Raw genomic sequence first — 19,811 nt, forward strand, 5'->3', positions numbered from 1 at the left:
GTCAGCGATCGCGGAATCGATTGGTGATCGGATAGCGCCGGTCGCGGCCGAAATTCTTCTTGGTGATCTTCACGCCCGGCGCCGATTGCCGGCGCTTATATTCGGCGAGATAGAGCAGATGCTCGACCCGGTGAACGGTCGCTACGTCATGGCCGCGCGCGACGATCTCCTCAACAGCCATTTCCTTCTCCACCAGGCACTCGAGAATATCGTCGAGAACGGGATAAGGCGGCAGCGAATCCTGATCCTTTTGATCGGGACGCAGCTCGGCCGATGGTGCCTTGTCGATGATATTCTGCGGAATCACTTCACCCGACGGGCCTAGCGCGCCCGGCGGCACATTCTCGTTGCGCCAGCGGGCTAGCGCATAGACCTGCATCTTGTAGAGGTCCTTGATCGGATTGAAGCCGCCGTTCATGTCGCCATACAGCGTGGCGTAGCCGACCGACATTTCCGACTTGTTGCCCGTCGTCACTACCATCGCGCCGAACTTGTTGGAGATCGCCATCAGGATGACGCCGCGCGCGCGGCTCTGCAAGTTCTCCTCGGTGATTCCGCTCTCCGTACCCTCGAAGAGGTTGGACAGCGAGCTGCTGAAGCCGGTCACCGGCTGCTCGATCGGTACGATGTCATAGCGGCAGCCGAGCGCCTTGGCGCAGTCGGCTGCATCCTTCAGTGAATCTTCCGACGTGTAACGATAGGGCAGCATCACCGTTCGCACCCGCTCCTCTCCGAGAGCATCGACCGCGATCGCTGTGCAGATCGCTGAGTCTATGCCGCCGGAAAGGCCGAGAACGACAGTTTTGAAACCGTTTTTATTGACGTAGTCGCGGAAGCCAAGCAGGCAGGCGCGATAATCGGCCTCCTCACCCTCGGGGATACGCGCCATCGGCCCTTCGGCGCAGTGCCAGCCGGCTCCCCCACGTTTCCATGTCGTCACTGCAAGCGCTGTCTCGAACTGGCTCATCTGGAAGGCGAGCGATTTGTCGGCGTTGAAGGCGAAGCTCGCCCCGTCGAACACGAGCTCGTCCTGCCCTCCGAGTTGGGCGGCATAGATCAGCGGCAGGCCGGTCTCGATCACCTGCTTCAGTACCACCTGGTGACGGATATCGACCTTACCGCGATAATAGGGAGACCCGTTCGGCGACAGCAGGATCTCCGCCCCGCTTTCGGCCAGCGTCTCGCAAACGCCGAGATCACCCCAGATATCTTCGCAGATCGGAATGCCGAGCCGCACGCCGCGGAAATTGACCGGCCCCGGCATCGCCCCCTGCACGAAGACCCGCTTCTCATCGAACTCACCGTAATTCGGCAGATCGACCTTGTCGCGCACTGCGATAACCTTGCCGCCGTCGAGCACGGCGACGGAATTATAACGCCCCCTCTCGTCCTGCCTGGGGAATCCGATGACGACGCCCGGCCCACCATCGGCGGTGTCCGCCGCAAGGCTTTCCACCGCCTTCCAGCAGGCGCGGATGAAGGCCGGCTTCAGCACCAGGTCCTCCGGCGGATAGCCGGAGATGAAAAGCTCGGTCAACACGAGCAGATGCGCGCCCTCTCGGCCTGCATCAGCGCGTGCTTCACGTGCCTTGGCAAGATTGCAGGCGACATCACCGACCGTGGGATTGAGCTGGCCGATAGCGATGCGGAAGATATCGGAGAGAGCGTTTTCCTGTGTCATGTCATTTGTTTAGCCTGCGGCTCCCGTTACCGCAACACGTTCGCGACCAAAGCGTTGCACCGAGCTCACGAATTTTTCGTGAACAGGCGCGCTGGAGGCTTACGGCACCGATGCATTGCAATTTACCGGCGGAGCGGAATACTGACGCACGAAAGCGGCAGCATCGTTAACGGTCATCGGAAACAGGCCATGAATAATTTTTCGAACTTCGTGCACCATCATTTCGACAAACCGGCCGACGAACTCGGCGACACGGAAAAGCGCGTGCTGGCGAAAGCGCACGAGCGCAAGATCATCTCGACCGATGTCAACGCCGCCTTTTCTGCCGAGGCCTCTTTTGGAGAACGCATCGCCGACAGCATCGCCCGTGTCGGCGGCTCATGGTCCTTCATCCTCGGCTTCCTGGCCTTCCTCGTCGTCTGGACGATAATCAACACCATCGTTTTGGCGAGTGGCGCTTTCGATCCCTATCCGTTCGTCTTCCTGAACCTGATCTTGTCGATGCTCGCCGCCATCCAGGCGCCGATCATCATGATGTCGCAGAATCGTCAGGCTGAGCGCGACCGCTTCGAGGCAGCCAAGGATTACGAAGTCAATCTCAAAGCCGAACTCGAAGTGCTCTCCCTGCACCAGAAGATCGATATGCGCGTCCTGACCGAGCTGACGGCGCTGCGCGAAGACGTCGCTCGTCTCAGCGCCGCGCTCGCAGCCAAGACCTGAAGCGGGGCATCCTCAAATCAACGGGGCGGATACCTGTCATATTGCGGCAGACCATCTGATATTTCGTAGAAATCCCCCTTGTCGATGCAATAAATGTGATGGCTGAAGGCTAGGCCGCTCGGTTCGTCGAAAGCGCCTGCCAGGACCGAAACCTCCACCGCTTCATCCCCCTGCCAAAACAGCGCGGAGCCGCAATTGGCGCAGAAGCCGCGTTGCGCCTCACCGCTCGACCGATACCAGCGGACGGCGCCGGGATTCTCCACCGAAAGCGCCACGCGCGGCACGTTGACCGCGGCATAATAGAGTCCCGTCTGCCGGCGGCATTGGGAACAGTGGCAACCGACGACAGGCCCTGGCTTTGCCCGAATTGAAAATCGCACGGCGCCGCAAAGACAACCGCCTGTATGGTGTTCGCTCATGATCGCTCTCCCCTCGCTCCTGGAGAAACTTGCGGCCACGAGACCTCGTCGTCAAATCCATTCCCCTGAACGAATGATCAGAAATCTTGAAGCGTTCACGGGTGGCGGCGGCCCTCGGATGTTGCCCGTTGACAACACCCGCCGATCTCCTCTCGTCACCGCGTTGAACCGGACACTGTTATCGGTGATACTATAGGCTCAATTTATGCAACCGCCGGGAGACTGACATGAGAGCGACCCTGTCCAGACAGAAAGGAAACATCGCCCACAAGGACATTCTGCTTCATGCACACGCCATTCTCTCGCGCGAGGAAAAGCTCGCGACGCCATAACCTCTTTCTGAACTTCTTCCGCGACTATTCGAGCGCCACTGAACGCGAGCAGCGCTGGTCGCGCATGCGCAAGTTCATCTCCTATTACCGCCCGCATCTGCCTTTGCTGCTGGCGGATCTGCTTTGCGCCATACTCGTGGCCGGCACCGCCGTGGCATTGCCCCTCTGCGCCAACATCGTCACGAGCCGGCTTCTGGCTCTGCCTGATGCCCCCGAGGCCTTCGCGCAGATCCTTGCCATGGGCGGTGTGATGCTGGCCGTTCTCGCTGTCCAGATAGCGGCGATCTTCTTCGTCGATTATCGCGGCCATGTCATGGGCGCCCGCATCGAAGCGACGGTGCGGCAGGAACTCTTCGAGCATTGCCAGAAGCTGTCCTTCAGCTTCTATGATCGCCAGCGCACCGGGCAATTGATGAGCCGCATCACCAACGATTCCCTCTGGCTGGGCGAGCTGTTTCACCACGGCCCCGAGGATCTCGCCATCGCCGTTCTGAAATATGGCGGCGCCATGCTGGTCCTGTTCTTCATCGACCCATTGCTGGCGACCCTCATTCTGGTGCTCACCCCGGTGGCGGTGGCCTATGCACTCTATTTCAACCGGCGCATGAACCATGCGCTCGAAGCCAGCAAGCGGCAGATCGCCGCCGTCAACGAGCGCGTCGAGGATGCGCTCGCGGGCATCCGTGTCGTCCAGTCCTTCGCCAACGAGGCGCTGGAAAGGCAGCGTTTCGCGGCGCAGAACCAGCGTTTCCTGCAAAGCCGCGCCGAGGGCTACCGCAGCGAGGCCTGGTTTTCCGTCGGCACCGAAACCTTCGCCCAGCTCGTCACCATATTGGTGATCATCGCAGGAGGCCTGCGCATCCTGACGGCGGACCTGACCGTCCCGGATATGCTGACCTTCCTGCTCTGCGTCGGCGTGCTGGTCGATCCCGTGCAGCGGCTCGCGAATTTCGTGCGCCTCTGGCAGGAGGGATATACCGGCTTCATCAGGGCCATGGAAATCCTCGAGATCGATCCCGATATCACCGATCGGCCGAATGCGCGTCCGATGCCGGCGCCGAGAGGCGAGATCAGCTTTTCCGACGTCGCCTTCGGCTACGAAGCCGATGGTCCGAGGGTGCTGGAGCGGCTTTCCCTCACCATCGCTCCCGGAGAGTTTGTCGCCCTGGTCGGCCCCTCGGGAGTGGGCAAGAGCACGCTTTGCGCGCTGATACCACGCTTCTACGATGTCGAGGCGGGCGCAATCCGCATCGACGGAAGCGATATCCGCGACGTCACGCTGGCGTCACTGCGGCGCCATGTCGGGGTGGTGCAGCAGGATGTCTATCTCTTTGCCGGCACTGTTGCGGAAAACCTGCGCTACGGCAGGCCGGATGCGACCGATGCCGAGCTCGAAGCGGCGGCCCGCGCCGCCAATGCGCATGATTTCATCATGGCCCTGCCCAATGGCTATGACACCGACATCGGCCAGCGCGGCGTCAAGCTCTCCGGCGGCCAGCGCCAGCGCATCACCATCGCCCGCGCCTTCCTGAAAGATCCGGAAATCCTGATCTTCGACGAGGCGACCAGCGCGCTCGACAATGAGAGCGAACGGGCGGTGCAGCAGGCGCTCCTGAGCTTGGCGAACGGCCGCACCACCCTGGTCATCGCCCACCGCCTCTCGACGGTCCGCCATGCCGACCGCATCCTGGTCCTGACGGGCGATGGCATCGTTGAACAGGGAACACATGACGCGCTCATGGCGCAAGGCGGCGTCTACGCCAACCTGCACAGCGTTCAGGCGAGTATCTGAAAAGCAATAAAAAACCCGGCGTCACGCCGGGTTTTTGTCATCCGTTTCGTCCTGTCCTCAGCCGTTGGCGACCATGCGCTTCTCGTCGCGGCCGCCCTTCATGCGCTCGGCAAGCAGGAAGGCGAGCTCGAGCGCCTGGTCGGAGTTGAGGCGCGGATCGCAGTGCGTGTGATAGCGGTCCTGCAGGTCGTCGGCGGTGACTGCGCGAGCACCGCCGGTGCATTCCGTCACGTCCTTGCCGGTCATTTCGACATGGATGCCGCCGGGATGCGTGCCTTCGGCGCGGTGGATCTGGAAGAAGCTTTCGACTTCCGACAGAATCCGTTCGAAGGGACGGGTCTTGTAGTTGTTGAGCGTGATTGTGTTGCCGTGCATGGGATCGCAGGACCAGACGACCTTGCGGCCCTCACGCTCGACAGCGCGAATGAGACGCGGCAGATTTTCGGCGACTTTTTCATGACCGAAGCGGCAGATCAGCGTCAGGCGGCCGGCTTCATTGCCCGGATTCAGGATGTCGATCAGTTGCAGCAGATCGTCGGCCTGTAGCGATGGGCCGCATTTCAGGCCGATCGGGTTCTTGATGCCGCGGCAATATTCGACATGCGCATGGTCGGCCTGGCGCGTGCGGTCGCCGATCCAGATCATGTGGCCTGACGTGGCATACCAGTCGCCGGAGGTGGAATCGATGCGGGTCAGTGCCTCCTCATAGCCGAGCAGCAGCGCTTCATGGCTGGTGAAGAAATCGGTCTCGCGCAGGCTCGGATGGTTTTCCGAGGTGATGCCGATCGCCTTCATGAAATCCATGGTTTCGCTGATGCGGTCGGCAAGCTTGCGGTAACGCTCGCCCTGCGGGCTGTCCTTGACGAAGCCGAGCATCCACTGATGCACGTTTTCGAGATTGGCGTAACCGCCCATCGCGAAGGCACGCAGAAGGTTTAGCGTCGCGGCCGACTGGCGATAGGCCATGGCCTGCCGGTCCGGGTTCGGAATGCGTGACTCCTCGGTGAATTCGATGCCGTTGATGATGTCGCCGCGATAGGCGGGCAGTGTCACGTCGCCCTGCTTCTCGACGTTCGATGAGCGCGGCTTTGCGAACTGGCCGGCGATGCGGCCGACCTTGACGACCGGCAGCTGCGCGCCGAAGGTCAGCACCACAGCCATCTGCAGGAAGGCGCGGAAGAAATCACGGATATTGTCAGCGCCGTGTTCGGCGAAGCTCTCGGCGCAGTCGCCGCCCTGCAGCAGGAAACCGTTGCCTTCGGCCACATTGGCGAGATGCTTCTTCAGGCGGCGCGCTTCGCCTGCGAAGACGAGCGGCGGATAGCTGGCGAGCTGGGCCTCCGTCGCCGCCAAAGCAGCTGCGTCGGGATATTCGGGAACCTGCAGTATCGGTTTCTGCCGCCAGCTGCTCGGGGTCCAGTTCTCTGCCATTTCACTAACCTCACTCACATCCATTCCTCGGATGCCCTGTCTTAATATCCGGCGGCTTATAGACCTTTAGATCAAGCTTGCAAAGGCCAATCACCGGAAGCTTTAAACCAGCATATACCATGTCGATTTCCCCATATTTCAGACTTTGCATGTAGAAACTGAAGGAGTTTCAACATCGGGGACATGTCATGGCGATCCTTTCGCCCGGCTTCATATTGGACCGCTCGGGTAATTTCGGCATCATGACGGCATTGCTGATGGTGCCGCTCGTGGGTGCGGCCGGCATGGCGGTGGATGTGGCCCACGCACTGAGCCTGAGAACGCAGCTCTACGCCGCCGCCGATGCTGCGGCCGTCGGTTCGATCGCCGAAAAATCGGGCGCGGTCGCCGCCGCAATGACAATGAGCGGCAACGGCACGGTCTCGCTTGGCAAAACCGACGCTCGTAACATCTTCATGTCCCAGACGTCGGGTGAGCTGACCGACATTCATATCGATCTCGGCATCGACGTCACCAAGACCGCCAATAAGCTGAACTCGCAGGTTTCCTTCACCGCGACCGTGCCGACGACCTTCATGCGCATTTTTGGCAGGGATTCGATCACCATCTCCGGCACGGCGACAGCCGAATACCAGACTGCCGCCTTCATGGATTTCTACATCCTGCTCGACAACACGCCTTCCATGGGCGTCGGCGCGACCGCAACCGACGTTTCGAAGCTGCAAGCCAAGACCGGCTGCGCTTTTGCCTGTCACCAGATGGACCAGAGCACCAACAACTACACAATAGCCAAGAGCCTCGGCGTCACCATGCGTATCGACGTGGTTCGCCAGGCAACCCAGGCGCTGACCGATACGGCCAAGGCCGAGCGCGTCAGCAGCGATCAGTTTCGGATGGGTGTCTACACTTTCGGCACCAAGGCCGAGGACGCGAAGCTGACGACGATTTCCGGCCTCACCTCCGACCTGACAAAGGTCAAGAATTATACCGACGCGGTCGACCTGATGACAATTCCTTACCAGAATTACAACAGTGACCAGCTCACGAGCTTCGACAGCGCGATGACGCAGATCAACACGATCATAGACCCTGCGGGCGACGGAACCTCGAATATCAGCCCTGAAAAAATCCTGTTTTTCGTCGCCGACGGCGTCGGCGACAGCTACAAGCCCTCGACATGTACCAAAAAGACGACCGGCGGTCGCTGCCAGGAGCCGATCGACACGAGTTTCTGCAAGCCGCTGAAGGACCGCGGCGTCAAGATCGCCGTGCTCTATACCACTTACCTGCCGCTGCCCAGCAACAACTGGTACAACACCTGGATCAAGCCCTTCCAGAGCGAGATACCGACGAAAATGCAGGCCTGCGCCTCACCCGGCCTTTATTTCGAAGTCACGCCGACCGACGGCATTGCCGACGCGATGAAAGCACTTTTCCTCAAAGTCATCCGCGCGCCGCGCATCACCAGTTGACAGGGCTCAGAGGCGCTGCCCATCACGGATGCGGTAGCTCGGCGCATACATGGTGACGAGCTCTTCGGCCGCGGTCGGGTGCAGCGCCATCGTCCGATCGAAATCATCCTTGGTGCAGCCGGCCTTGAGCGTGACGCCGAGTAGCTGCGCCATCTCGCCGGCATCGTGCCCGAGGATATGAGCCCCCACTACCTTGCGGCTCGCAGATTCGACGATCAGTTTCATGATCATTCGCTCGGGCCTGCCGGAAAGCGTCGCTTTCAGCGGTCGGAACTGGGCGCGGTATACTTCGAGCTCACTGTGCCGCTTGCCCGCCTCCTCTTCCGACAGGCCGACCGTGCCGATCTCGGGCTGTGAGAAGACGGCAGTGGGGATCAGTTCATGGTCCGGCCGGGTCGGATTGTTCTTGTACTCGGTCTCGATGAAGCACATCGCCTCGTGAATCGCCACCGGCGTCAGCTGTACCCGATTGGTGACATCGCCGAGAGCATAGATATTTTCGATATTGGTACGGGAATAATCGTCGACGATGATGGCGCCGCGCTCGTCCATGGCGACGCCGGCTGCCTCGAGGCCGAGGCCTTCCGTATTCGGATCGCGCCCGAGCGCCAGCATGACGACATCGGCCTGCAACGTGCCGCTGTTCAGCGTCTCCAGCACGAGCCCGTCCTCGGCGTTCGAAACCTGCTGCAGCGTGTCATGGCAGAGGATGCGGATGCCCTTGGCGACCATTGCCTCGTGCAGGCCCCGCCTCAGATCCTCGTCGAAGCGAGACAGGATTTCGGCGCCGCGATAGATCAGCGTCGTCGCCACGCCGAGGCCATGGAAGATATTGGCGAATTCGACGGCGATGTAACCGCCGCCTGCGATCACGATCGATTTCGGCAGTTCGTCGAGATGAAAGGCGTCGTTGGAGGAAATGCAAAGCTCGTGACCGGGAAGCGCGACATGCGGGTTCGGGCGTCCGCCGGTCGCGACCACGATCGTCTTGGCCGTCACCGTCTGCCCTGTTTTCACGAGCCGCACCGTATGGGCATCGACGAGCTCGGCGCGCGTTTCCAGGATCTCGGCATTGGCGCCGGCGAGCCCCTTCTTGTAGAGGCCTTCCAGCCGCGCGATCTCCGCATCCTTGGCGGCCACCAGCTTCTTCCAGTCGAAGCTGCTTTGGCCGACCGTCCAGCCGAAACCCGCTGCATCCTCGAAGTGCTCGTGGAACTGCGAAGCATAGACGAAGAGTTTCTTCGGCACGCAACCGCGGATGACGCATGTCCCGCCATAGCGATATTCCTCCGCGATCGCCACCTTCTTGCCGAGCGAGGCGGCGACGCGCGCAGCGCGCACACCTCCGGAACCACCGCCGATGACGAAAAGGTCGTAATCATAGGAAGACATGAGAAGCTCCGGAAGGGGAATCGCAGGAAGGACGTTCCTGATATAGGGGCGATCATCATGAAAACAAAAGCCCTGCTCCTGCGTCTTCCTGTACTCCATTGCCGAATCTTGATCGGAAGTTGCCTCGGTCAGCGTTTACGGTTGACCGCGTCGGCAGAGGCTGGCAGGCAATGCACGAGACTGAAAGGATGCCGGAGCAAAAGATGGATCAAACTCTCTTCGCCAACCTGTGCAGGGCCGGCAAGTTCAAGGAAGCGCTCAACCTCGCCATCCAGGGCCACGAGGGCGAGAAATTCACGCCCAGCCGCTTTGCCATGGACAAGAAAACAGGGCTGCCGATCTTCTACCGCGGCAACAAGCGCGTAGAGCCGGATGAGACTGGCGTATGGCAGTTGGCCAAGAGTTCGAAGGACTGGGGCTGATCACCCTTGGCGTATTTTCTCTCTCGGGGATTTGCCGCTCTCAGCCGGTAATGCGGAAATCCCTCGGCATATTATCAAGCTGAGCCGCTTCCGTCTCGACGCTTGAGACCGATGCCCCTGCAGGTCCGCGCCTCAAACGCTCGATCATTGTCGAAATCGCGTTGTCCGCTCCAGCGATCAAGGCGGAGACAGATCCGTCCGCTTCGTTGCGCACCCAACCCGTTACGCCGAGCCGCAGCGCCTCATCGCGTGTCCACATGCGAAAACCGACACCTTGGACTCTGCCCGATATCCGCACTCGCACCGCCTCGTCATGATCGGACATATCGCCTCACCAAAACCTAGCCGCTATTTGCCGGGTCCATCATAGCAAAAAAGCCCGGACGATGCCGGGCTTTTGCAAATCTGCGGAGGCAGCCCTTACTTCTGGGCAGCCGGGGCCGGCGCCGGAGCGGGTGCCGGAGCCACTGGGCTGTCGGTTGCCGGCGGCGGCGCCTTGATGACCTTGGACAGTTCGGCATTGCTCTGCTTTTCCAAGTCTCGCGAAATGCCTTGCGCCCAGATGTCGGCAGCCTTGGCCGTTTCGCGGGAGGCGACCGGCCCATCGCGCAGCAGCTTCTTGCCGACGTCGGAATTATAGAAATCCGCAATCGCCTTCAGCTCGTCGACCGTGAAAGCCTTGGCATAGGTGAGCGCCGCCTCCTTTTCGAGATCCCCGCGGCGCGGCGCCAGCTTCAGCGCCTGCGCGTCGACCGTCGATGAAATGATGTCCTGATAGTTCGGCGAATCCTGGATCAGGCCGGCCTTCAGGCGCTCGGCGAGGCCGGGCAGGATATTGTCGAACTGGGCAGTGGCGCCGATCGCGTCGATCGCGGCACGAGACGCCTTGAGCTGCTCCTCGGAGACCTCCTGCGCCTTGACGGCGGAGCCGAAGGCAAGCCCGGAAAGAACGAGGGTCGCAGCGGCGAGACGGCCAAGACCTGCAATGTTCATCATGAGTGTATGCTCCTGTTATCTGTTTGCCTGCAGTGTGCGCGCACCCGCAGGACCGGCGATGATCGCAAGTGCCGCCATATTGATAAAGAGCCCGTGTTCAACGACGCCGGGTATGGAATTCAGCTCGCTCGAAAGCGCCTCTGCATCAGGAATGCGGCCAAAAGATGCATCGATGATGTGATGGCCGCCGTCCGTGGTAAACTCTCCGTCACCGGACTGGCGCAGGTTGAGTTCGCCGGAAAGGCCGAGCCGGGCGGCAACCTTTTCGATGGCGATCCGCGTCGTGACGAGACCGAACGGATTGACCTCGATCGGCAGCGCGAAGGCGCCGAGTGTTTCGACCAGCTTGCTCTCGTCGGCGATGACGATCATCCTCTGCGACGCTGCAGCGACGATCTTTTCGCGCAGCAGCGCGCCGCCGCCGCCCTTGATCAGCCTGAGCGCTGGATCGACCTCGTCGGCGCCGTCGACCGTCAGATCGAGCGTCGGCAGCTCGTCAAGCGACTTCAGCGGAACACCGAGCTCGACACAGAGCCGCGCCGTTCGCTCGGATGTCGGAACACCTTCGACCTGGAAGCCGCCTGCGACTTTCTCCGCCAGCAGGCGGACGAATTCTTCCGCTGTACTCCCAGTTCCGATGCCGAGACGCATCCCGCTTTCGACATGGGCGAGCGCGGCCTCGGCGGCCTTGATCTTCATTTCGCGCGCATCCATGCGCCGCCAGCTCCGAATTATTACGTTGGATGTGCTGTTTACACGGCTCGCCTGGCAAACGAAAGTCAAAATCATCACGGAAAATGAAAAGCCGAAACAAACGCCTGCGGCTTCCCGCTAATCCTCAGGCCGTTGCTTTCCGCCCCGCGATCGCCTACCTCAGGAAAAATATCATCATTCCCGGAAATGACGCGTTCCATCGACGCCGCTCGCAAGACGCCCATCGCACAAAGAGGCAAACCCCTTGACCCCTGCCCCCGCCCCGCTCGTCGTCTTCGATCTCGACGGCACCCTCCTCGACACCCATGCCGATCTCGTCGAAAGCCTGAACCATACGATCGCAGCGCTCGGCCTCGAACCGGTCAGTTATGACGACCTCACCCATCTCGTCGGCCAGGGGGCGCGGGTGATGATCGAGCGCGCCTGCCGGCTGCGCGGCCATTCGCTCGCGGAAGATGGCCTGCCGCTGCTGGTGGAACGCTTCGTCGCCCATTATGCCGGCAACATGCCCGGCCATACGGAACCCTATCCCGGTCTGGTCGCCGCGCTGAACCGCCTGAAATCCGCTGGCTACCGTCTCGCCGTCTGCACCAACAAGATGGAGAGCCTCGCGCTCGGTCTGCTCGACAAGCTCGAACTCGTCAGCTATTTCGAAGCCGTCACCGGCGGCGACACCTTCCAATACCGCAAGCCCGACGCTCGCCACCTCACCGGCACCATCGAGCGCGCCGGCGGCGATATTTCCCGAACGGTGATGATCGGCGACAGCATCAACGATATCGCAGTGGCCAGGAACGCCGCCGTGCCGTCGATTGCAGTGCCTTTCGGCTACTCGGATGTGCCGGTCTCAAGCCTCGATCCGGATGTCATCATCACCCATTACGATGAACTGACGCCGGAATTGGTGGAAGGTTTGCTGAAGGGTTCTGCGGCCAAAGTTGCCGTTTAGAGACGAGGCTGGCTCTTGTCCTCTGGCGGCATTCGGTGAGGGGGCACCCCCTCTGGTCTGCCGACCATCTCCCCCAGGAGATTGGCCAGAAGCCTAACCTTCGCGCATCACTAATGTTGCGCAGCTTGCGGCGCCGATTGCTTGGGGAAACCGGTGCTCCCAGCCAATCTCCCTCCTTGTGGGGAGATGTCCGGCAGGACAGAGGGGGTACCACACGGCACATCCTATCTGAAGCACCACCACCCAAAAACAAAACGGGCGGCCCAAAGACCGCCCGTCAAAATCACCACAAATCAGGCGTCAGATCTGTGCCCCACGCGCCTTGGTCGTCGCATCGAAAGCCTTGTCGACATAGGCGTCACGGCCGTAGACGTCATCGAAATACTCCACCACGCCATCCTTGTTCGGCCAGGCGGTGAAATAGGAGACGTAGACCGGGATCTTCTGCGGCACCTTCACCGCATGATTCTGGCCGCTCGCGATCTGCCTGGCGACATCGTCGGCCGTCGTGCCGAGCACGGCGGCTGCCATCGCGCGCGGATTGGCAAGGCGCACACAACCGTGGCTGAGCGCCCGCATGTCGCGCTTGAAGAAGCTCTTTGAGGGCGTATCGTGCATGTAGATCGCGTGGCTGTTCGGGAACAGGATCTTCAGTTCGCCGAGGGCGTTATCGCTGCTTGGCGGCTGGCGCACCGAAACATTTGCGGTCGAGCCGTACCAGTCGACGCTGGACGAGGCGACGGCATGGCCATTCACCTCAACCTCATAACCGAGCTGATCGAGGTAGTTCGGGTCCGACCGCAGCTTCGGCAGCATTTCGTTGATGATGATCGACTGTGGCACGCCCCAGAACGGGTTGAACTCCACCGTCTCGATCTCGTCGTTGAAGAAATAGGTCTGGTTGTTCTTGCCGCCGACCACCACGCGCATCGACAGCTGTTCCTTACCGTCATTATGGTAGTAGGCCATGTAGGCCGGCTGATTGATCATGACGTAGCGGGAACCCAGATCTTCCGGCAGCCAGCGCACCTGTTCCATGGCGACGACGAGCTTGTCGATCTTCGAGGCATTGGTGTCACCGCCGGTCATGGCGCGCACGGTCGCCTGGCCGATGACACCATCGGGCTTCAGACCGTGCTCCTTCTGGAAGTCCTCCACCAGCGAGACGATGTCGGGCGAATAGTCGCTGCCGCCCACATAGGCTGCAAACGTCGCCGCATGATCGGTCTTCAGCGTCTCGGACCCGTGCTTCTGCAGCGCCTTGACGATATTGGCGATCTCGGACGAACTGTCGCCGGGTTTGAGCAGCCCTTGGAGCGAAATGACGATCTGCTCCTCATTGCTATCGGCGGCGCGAAGCTTGGCAAGCTCCGCCTTCAGCGCCTCGAACTGCGGGCTATCGGGCGAACGGCTGGCGATATAGGCGCCGGCATTCGGGCTCATGCGCGCAAGCTTCAGCACCGGTGCCAGATTGACGACCTTGCGCTGGAAATCGTGATAGCCGGAAATCTTGTTCGGATCGATGCGGCCGCGGACCGTGTCCTGCACGAAGGCAAGCACCTTGGCCGAAAGTTCCAGCTCGAATTGCGTCAGCATTCGGTCGCGCGCGGCAGGATCGGGATTGGCCGGATCGACCGCCGGCGCCTGCACGGCGTAATCGGCAGGGTCGAGGCCCACGGAAGCCGCATCGGCCAGCGCCGCCATTGCCGACTGGGCGCGCTCGTTGATCTGGTTGCCGTCGACCCAGACGAGCGGATTGCGGCTATCGCTGTAATAGGTTTCCAGCGCCTTGGCGACGTCGGCATTGGCGCGAACCTTGGCCTGCGCCAGGAAGCGGCGCTGCACCACCGGTTCGGAATCGCTCCCAGGCGAAACCTCGGCAACCGCACCCGTGACGATGGGATCGGCGAACTTGCTGGTATCGACGAACTGCAGGGCTTCGGTCTTGTAGGTATAATAACGCGGACCGCTGACCTTCGGCAGCGGCGCCTCCGGGTCAAGCCCGCCAAGCGATCCGCCTTCGCCGCCACGCGGCGCCACACGCCCGGGCGGCATCTGATCCATGAAAATGGTGCTCTGAGTCCGCTGCCTGTCGCCGCGCAGCATATCCATCAGCGTATAGGCATGCGCGGGAGCGGCCATCATTGCCAGGCCGCAAGAAACTGCCAATGCGGATACCGCGCTTTTCAAAACGAACGTCATATATATTCCAGTCCCGATGTCATGCTGTTCTCAGCTCAAATCCCGCGAAACTCAAGCAGCGTAGGGCCTCATTGATCAGAAACCGGCCTTCGCCGCCAGCGCCGGCGGACTAATTTCATGTGAGAGGAATCCTGCGCGGCGCCGCACAGCAGTTCACACAAAATTATGAAATTATTAGTTAATTTTTTACCGAATTTTCGCCGCCGGGCCAGTACGGCAAAAACGTGCCGATGCATAAAATTTTCAACGTGGCCGAAAAAGCACGCCGCCTGGCAGGCACAAACATGACTGTGATCATCAATATTTCGCACCGCATTCGGTTTTCTTGCCCTGGTTTCCAACCTATAAGACCACATCTTTCGAAGATGCCAGAAAACAGCATGTGATAGGAAGGCAAGGCTCATGACCGCAACCCGCACCGAAACCGATACTTTTGGCCCCATCGACGTCGCCGCCGACCGATATTGGGGCGCCCAGGCGCAGCGTTCGCTCGGCAATTTCAAGATCGGCTGGGAAAAGCAGCCGCTGTCGATCGTCCGCGCGCTCGGCATCGTCAAACAGGCGGCCGCCCGCGCCAACATGTCACTCGGCCAGCTCGATCCGGCGCTGGGCAAGGCGATCGTCGCCGCCGCCCAGGAAGTAATCGACGGCAAGCTCGACGAGCACTTTCCACTGGTCGTCTGGCAGACCGGTTCCGGCACGCAGTCCAACATGAATGCCAACGAGGTGATCTCCAATCGTGCCATAGAAATGCTCGGCGGCGTCATGGGTTCCAAGAAGCCGGTGCACCCGAACGATCACGTCAATATGAGCCAGTCGTCGAACGACACCTATCCGACGGCCATGCACATTGCCTGCGCCGAACGGATCGCCCATCACCTGCTGCCGTCGCTGAAGCACCTGCATGCCGCCCTGGACATGAAGGTCACCGAATTCAGCCACATCATCAAGATCGGCCGTACCCATACCCAGGACGCGACGCCGTTGACGCTTGGCCAGGAATTTTCCGGCTATGCCGCCCAGCTTGGCTCCGCCATCAAACGCATCGAGATGACCCTGCCCGGCCTCTGCGAACTCGCCCAGGGCGGCACCGCCGTCGGCACAGGCCTCAACGCACCGATCGGTTTTGCGGAGAAGGTCGCGGACGAGATCGCTGATATCACAGGCATGCCCTTCGTCACCGCGCCGAACAAGTTCGAGGCGCTTGCCTCGCATGACAGCATGGTCTTTTCGCATGGCGCCATCAATGCGGCGGCTGCCGCTCTCTTCAAGATTGCCAACGACATCCGCCTGCTCGGCTCCGGCCCCCGCGCCGGTCTCGGCGAACTGGCGCTGCCGGAGAATGAACCCGGCTCCTCGATCATGCCCGGCAAGGTCAACCCCACCCAATGCGAAGCGCTGACGCAGGTTTGCATCCACATCTTCGGCAACCACGCCGCGCTGACTTTCGCCGATAGCCAGGGCCATTTCGAGCTCAACGTCTACAATCCGATGATGGCATACAACTTCCTGCAGTCGGTGCAGTTGCTGGCCGACGCCGCCGTTTCCTTCACCGACAATTGCGTCGTCGGCATCGAGGCGCGCGAGGACAACATCAAAGCCGGCCTCGAACGCTCACTGATGCTGGTCACCGCCCTCGCCCCCAAGATCGGCTACGACGCCGCCGCCAAGATCGCCAAGACGGCTCACAAGAACGGTACAACGCTGAAGGAAGAGGCGCTTGCCAGCGGCCTGGTGACATCGGAAGAATATGACGCGATCGTGCGCCCGGAAACGATGATCGGGCCGAAGTAAAAGAGCCGCGATACGCAGCCCCTGATCCGCCTGCCGGCACCTTCTCCCCGCTTGCGGGGCGAAGGGAGATAGCCGCAACCTCCCCGTCCCTCGCCAACCTCTCGCAGGGCACGTTCCCTCGCCCCGTCTTTACGGGAGAGGGTTAGGGTGAGGGGCGATCTTCGTCTGCCTGGCAGACAAGGGAGCAATGTCAAACCAACAACGAAAAATTGTCCATCACGACAGAATTGCCCATGAAGTCGAACCGGATTTCTTCGATGTCCTCGATATTTATCTCGAGACTGGGGCCGGCGACCTCGAGCTCCTGCTGATAGACGATCTGGCCGTCGTTCAGGGCTGTGAGCGTCAGGTGAAAGGGCGATGCCGACAATTCGGCGATCGAGACGCTCTGAAAGGTGAACTCCCCGCCATCGAGCAGTTTCAAGCTTACGGGGGCAGAACCGGGGGATAGAACGGTATCGCTGAAACCGTCTTCGGTAATGGCGTCGACGCCCGGGATACTATCATAGACGATGCCGTTCAGAAGCGTCACGTCGTGGCTGCCGTTCACCGAGAGCGCAAAGCCCCGGTAATTGGGGAGAGAGAAATTATCCGCCCTCGATAAGACGCCCATATCATCGAAATCCAGGACTTCGTGATATTTTTCGCCTTCGTTGACGCCGTCGATCGCCAGCGTCAGCACGCCGACATCCGTGCCTCCCCAGCCGTCGGACATCTTGTAACTCAGCTTTTCGATGAGCTGATCGTACTTCCCCAAATTCTTCACCACGTCGAGCGTATAATCCAGCTCATATGTGAAGTGACCATCAGGTTTCACTTTGAAGATTCCGTACTCGCCCTGAATGATCGTTTCGTGGTCAGGCCCATGTTTGGCGTCGATGCGGACGCCATTGACGAAGCGAACATACATGTCCGCTCCTTCGGGATCACTGGCAAGGCGCAGCAGATCGCCCCTGATCCAGTCATGTTCGAAAAAAACGAGAAGGTCGTCGACAGCAGTTGGCTTTGCATTTGTCATTGGAAGCCCCGGCAGGTTAACGCTGCCGGGAATATGAACTGGGCTCGAGTTGAAGGCAACCTGAAGTCGGCCGTTTCGCGACAGATGTCGATTTCTTCTCTCTTATTGCGTGTGCCAGGCGGGTTGCAAATGTGGCACGACATAGCCCCAGCTCCAGACTCCGCCGTTCCCAATTGCATTTGCTTCGCAGCAGATTTAGACCGGTACCAATTTTAGCGACGCACGCCCAGCAGAAAGGTCACTTGGATGGCTGACGATCTCTTCCCCCTTGGCGAGGATGCCACCCCCTACCGCAAGATCAGCAGCGACTACGTCTCGGTCGACAGTTTCAAGGGCCAGCAAATCCTGACGGTCGATCCCGAGGGTATCCGGCTGCTTGCCGAAACCGCCTTTGCCGACATCAATCACCTGCTGCGCCCCGGCCATCTGAAGCAGCTTGCCGCCATCCTCGACGACCCTGAAGCGACCGACAACGATCGTTTCGTCGCCTACGATCTGCTGAAGAACGCCAATATCGCCGCCGGCGGCGTGCTCCCCATGTGCCAGGACACCGGCACGGCGATCATCATGGGCAAAAAGGGCCGCCGGGTCTGGACCGAGGGTGAGGATACGGCAGCACTCTCCAAAGGCGTTCTCGACGCCTATGAGAAGAAGAACCTGCGCTATTCGCAGCTTGCGCCCATAAAAATGTTCGAGGAGAAGAATACAAAGAACAATCTGCCGGCACAGATCGATATCTATGAGGAAGGCACCGACTCTTACGACTTCCTCTTCGTCGCCAAGGGCGGCGGTTCAGCCAACAAGACCTTCCTCTACCAGGGTACGCCCTCGCTCCTGACGCATGACCGGATGATCGACTTCCTTAAGGAGAAGATCCTGACGTTGGGGACGGCAGCCTGTCCTCCCTACCATCTGGCGATCGTCATCGGCGGCACCTCGGCGGAGATGAACCTGAAAACGGTCAAACTTGCCTCGACCCGTTACCTCGACGAGCTGCCGACCGAAGGCTCCGAGAGCGGCCATGCCTTCCGCGACATCGAAATGGAAAAGGAAATCCACAAGCTGACGCAGCAGATGGGCGTCGGCGCTCAGTTCGGCGGCAAGTATTTCTGTCATGACGTGCGAGTCATCCGCCTGCCCCGCCACGGCGCCTCGCTGCCGATCGGCCTGGGCGTCTCCTGTTCCGCCGACCGCCAGGCCAAGGGCAAGATCACCCGCGACGGCATTTTCGTAGAGCAGCTCGAAACCGATCCGTCGAGATACATGCCCGAGATCGACGAGGCGAAACTGTCAGAATCGACCGTGCATATCGATCTCAACAAGCCGATGGCCGAAGTGCTCGCCGAACTCTCCCGGCATCCCGTCAAAACGCGCCTTTCACTGACCGGCACCATCATCGTCGCTCGCGACCTCGCTCATGCCAAGATCCGCGAACGGCTGGAAAAGGGCGAGGGTATGCCCGATTACCTGAAAAATCATCCGGTCTACTATGCCGGCCCCGCCAAAACGCCGGCCGGCTATGCCTCCGGCTCCTTCGGCCCGACGACGGCTGGCCGCATGGACAGTTATGTCGACCAGTTCCAGTCCTTCGGCGGCTCGATGGTAATGCTTGCCAAGGGCAACCGCTCGCGCGCCGTGCGCGAGGCCTGCAAGAAACATGGCGGCTTCTATCTCGGCTCGATCGGCGGCCCCGCCGCCCGTCTGGCCCAGGACTGCATCCGCAAGGTCGAAGTACTCGAATATCCCGAGCTCGGCATGGAAGCGGTCTGGAAGATCGAGGTCGAAGACTTCCCCGCCTTCATCGTCATCGACGACAAGGGCAATGATTTCTTCCAGGAGTTGAATCTGGGGTGACTGGGCGTGCCGTGCAGCCCCTCATCCGGCCACCTTCTCCTCGCAGGGGGCCGCAGGGGAGAAGAGGGTGCAAGCCGCCGACCATCATTTCCTATCGTAAAGGTCTCAATGGGAGTGAGGCGCTGCCACGAGTCCCTTCTCCCCAGCGGGGAGAAGATGCCGGCGGGCAGATGAGGGGGCCGCACGGCACCCCCTTCCGATACCTGCACCATTACTGAATATCTGCAGCGCTTACCATGTCCCCATCATCCACCCTCGCCAGAATCTCCGTCCGGAATGCGCCGGCAAAAAAGCCGGTGTGCTCCAGCAGCAAGGCGCCGCCTGCGAGGATGGTGAAAACGACGACGGCGAAAGAAATGGCGCGGGGCCTTTCCATGAGCTTACGCCGTGGTTTTCTGGCAGCAGTCGGGTTTAGTGCTGTTAATTATCTTTCCGAAACATTCACGCTGAAATAGGAGACGACCAAAACCTGATGTCGACAAGATGAATACGATCTCCAGCGAGAAAAAGAACTGTAAGTTTTTTTAAACACCATTCCCGCAAAGCGGGTAGGACTACTCGACAGAAGATACATTTTTCTATGGAAAATCATAGGCATGGTCGATGTATTGCCCCACTTCTGA

At 60.4% G+C, this 19,811-nt stretch carries 19 protein-coding genes; 7 read left to right on the plus strand and 12 right to left on the minus strand.

Annotated elements, in window-relative coordinates:
• Position 1 precedes the first annotated feature (1 nt).
• Entirely contained in the window at positions 2–1,681 is a 1,680-nt protein-coding gene (locus AMK00_RS12095; RefSeq protein WP_064810512.1) for an NAD+ synthase, read from the minus strand.
• A 189-nt stretch (positions 1,682–1,870) separates the two neighbouring features.
• Between AMK00_RS12095 and AMK00_RS12100 the strand changes: the two genes are divergently transcribed.
• Positions 1,871–2,401, plus strand: a complete 531-nt coding sequence (locus AMK00_RS12100) for a DUF1003 domain-containing protein (RefSeq protein ID WP_064810513.1) — start codon at positions 1,871–1,873, stop codon at positions 2,399–2,401.
• Between the two features lie 17 nt (positions 2,402–2,418).
• Here AMK00_RS12100 and AMK00_RS12105 read toward each other — a convergent pair whose 3' ends face one another.
• The gene (locus AMK00_RS12105; RefSeq protein ID WP_064803016.1) at positions 2,419–2,820 is read right to left on the minus strand and encodes a GFA family protein; all 402 of its coding nucleotides are present in this window, start codon (positions 2,818–2,820) and stop codon (positions 2,419–2,421) included.
• A 285-nt stretch (positions 2,821–3,105) separates the two neighbouring features.
• Between AMK00_RS12105 and AMK00_RS12110 the strand changes: the two genes are divergently transcribed.
• Positions 3,106–4,944: an ABC transporter ATP-binding protein gene (locus AMK00_RS12110; RefSeq protein ID WP_064810514.1), complete on the plus strand. Its 1,839-nt coding sequence runs from the start codon at positions 3,106–3,108 to the stop codon at positions 4,942–4,944.
• 57 nt (positions 4,945–5,001) lie between these two features.
• Here AMK00_RS12110 and AMK00_RS12115 read toward each other — a convergent pair whose 3' ends face one another.
• Positions 5,002–6,375, minus strand: coding sequence for a class II 3-deoxy-7-phosphoheptulonate synthase (locus tag AMK00_RS12115; RefSeq protein ID WP_064803019.1), 1,374 nt, complete (start codon positions 6,373–6,375; stop codon positions 5,002–5,004).
• Positions 6,376–6,563: 188 nt separating this feature from the next.
• On the opposite strand from AMK00_RS12115, the gene AMK00_RS12120 reads away from it, so the two are divergent.
• Positions 6,564–7,847, plus strand: a complete 1,284-nt coding sequence (locus AMK00_RS12120; protein ID WP_064810515.1) for a pilus assembly protein TadG-related protein — start codon at positions 6,564–6,566, stop codon at positions 7,845–7,847.
• 6 nt (positions 7,848–7,853) lie between these two features.
• Here the strand turns inward: AMK00_RS12120 and gor are convergent, their stop codons facing one another.
• Positions 7,854–9,239, minus strand: coding sequence for a glutathione-disulfide reductase (gor, locus tag AMK00_RS12125; protein ID WP_064806169.1), 1,386 nt, complete (start codon positions 9,237–9,239; stop codon positions 7,854–7,856).
• A gap of 203 nt (positions 9,240–9,442) precedes the next feature.
• On the opposite strand from gor, the gene AMK00_RS12130 reads away from it, so the two are divergent.
• A complete protein-coding gene (locus AMK00_RS12130) occupies positions 9,443–9,661 on the plus strand; it encodes a hypothetical protein (protein ID WP_041678876.1) in 219 nt (72 codons plus the stop codon).
• 40 nt (positions 9,662–9,701) lie between these two features.
• On the opposite strand, the gene AMK00_RS12135 is transcribed toward AMK00_RS12130, so the two are convergent.
• The 4 genes from AMK00_RS12135 to AMK00_RS33450 form a co-directional block, all read right to left on the minus strand.
• Positions 9,702–9,986 (minus strand): acylphosphatase, encoded by a 285-nt coding sequence (locus tag AMK00_RS12135; protein ID WP_064803023.1) that lies wholly within the window; start codon positions 9,984–9,986, stop codon positions 9,702–9,704.
• 95 nt (positions 9,987–10,081) lie between these two features.
• Positions 10,082–10,657 carry a DUF2059 domain-containing protein gene (locus AMK00_RS12140; protein WP_064803025.1) on the minus strand — a complete coding sequence of 192 codons (576 nt, stop codon included), beginning with the start codon at positions 10,655–10,657 and terminating at the stop codon, positions 10,082–10,084.
• Positions 10,658–10,672: 15 nt separating this feature from the next.
• Complete coding sequence (rpiA, locus tag AMK00_RS12145; protein ID WP_064810516.1) at positions 10,673–11,371, minus strand: ribose-5-phosphate isomerase RpiA; 699 nt, start codon at positions 11,369–11,371, stop codon at positions 10,673–10,675.
• Between the two features lie 74 nt (positions 11,372–11,445).
• The gene (locus AMK00_RS33450; protein ID WP_257784612.1) at positions 11,446–11,571 is read right to left on the minus strand and encodes a hypothetical protein; all 126 of its coding nucleotides are present in this window, start codon (positions 11,569–11,571) and stop codon (positions 11,446–11,448) included.
• Between the two features lie 44 nt (positions 11,572–11,615).
• On the opposite strand from AMK00_RS33450, the gene AMK00_RS12150 reads away from it, so the two are divergent.
• Positions 11,616–12,320: an HAD family hydrolase gene (locus AMK00_RS12150; protein ID WP_064803033.1), complete on the plus strand. Its 705-nt coding sequence runs from the start codon at positions 11,616–11,618 to the stop codon at positions 12,318–12,320.
• 300 nt (positions 12,321–12,620) lie between these two features.
• Here AMK00_RS12150 and AMK00_RS12155 read toward each other — a convergent pair whose 3' ends face one another.
• Both AMK00_RS12155 and AMK00_RS32550 read right to left on the minus strand, forming a co-directional pair.
• Positions 12,621–14,522, minus strand: coding sequence for a L,D-transpeptidase family protein (locus AMK00_RS12155; RefSeq protein WP_064810517.1), 1,902 nt, complete (start codon positions 14,520–14,522; stop codon positions 12,621–12,623).
• A gap of 68 nt (positions 14,523–14,590) precedes the next feature.
• The gene (locus tag AMK00_RS32550) at positions 14,591–14,926 is read right to left on the minus strand and encodes a hypothetical protein (RefSeq protein ID WP_167377171.1); all 336 of its coding nucleotides are present in this window, start codon (positions 14,924–14,926) and stop codon (positions 14,591–14,593) included.
• Here AMK00_RS32550 and fumC point away from each other — a divergent pair.
• Positions 14,925–16,316 (plus strand): class II fumarate hydratase, encoded by a 1,392-nt coding sequence (fumC, locus tag AMK00_RS12160; RefSeq protein ID WP_064810518.1) that lies wholly within the window; start codon positions 14,925–14,927, stop codon positions 16,314–16,316. The genes AMK00_RS32550 and fumC overlap by 2 nt on opposite strands.
• Positions 16,317–16,506: 190 nt before the next feature.
• Here the strand turns inward: fumC and AMK00_RS12165 are convergent, their stop codons facing one another.
• Positions 16,507–17,334 (minus strand): VCBS domain-containing protein, encoded by an 828-nt coding sequence (locus AMK00_RS12165; protein WP_064810519.1) that lies wholly within the window; start codon positions 17,332–17,334, stop codon positions 16,507–16,509.
• A 246-nt stretch (positions 17,335–17,580) separates the two neighbouring features.
• Between AMK00_RS12165 and AMK00_RS12170 the strand changes: the two genes are divergently transcribed.
• The gene (locus AMK00_RS12170) at positions 17,581–19,188 is read left to right on the plus strand and encodes a fumarate hydratase (protein WP_064803040.1); all 1,608 of its coding nucleotides are present in this window, start codon (positions 17,581–17,583) and stop codon (positions 19,186–19,188) included.
• A 211-nt stretch (positions 19,189–19,399) separates the two neighbouring features.
• On the opposite strand, the gene AMK00_RS32555 is transcribed toward AMK00_RS12170, so the two are convergent.
• Positions 19,400–19,564, minus strand: a complete 165-nt coding sequence (locus tag AMK00_RS32555; protein WP_164517788.1) for a hypothetical protein — start codon at positions 19,562–19,564, stop codon at positions 19,400–19,402.
• Between the last annotated feature and the right edge of the window lie 247 nt (positions 19,565–19,811).

This window comes from Rhizobium sp. N621 (assembly GCF_001664325.1).
GTDB lineage: Bacteria > Pseudomonadota > Alphaproteobacteria > Rhizobiales > Rhizobiaceae > Rhizobium > Rhizobium esperanzae.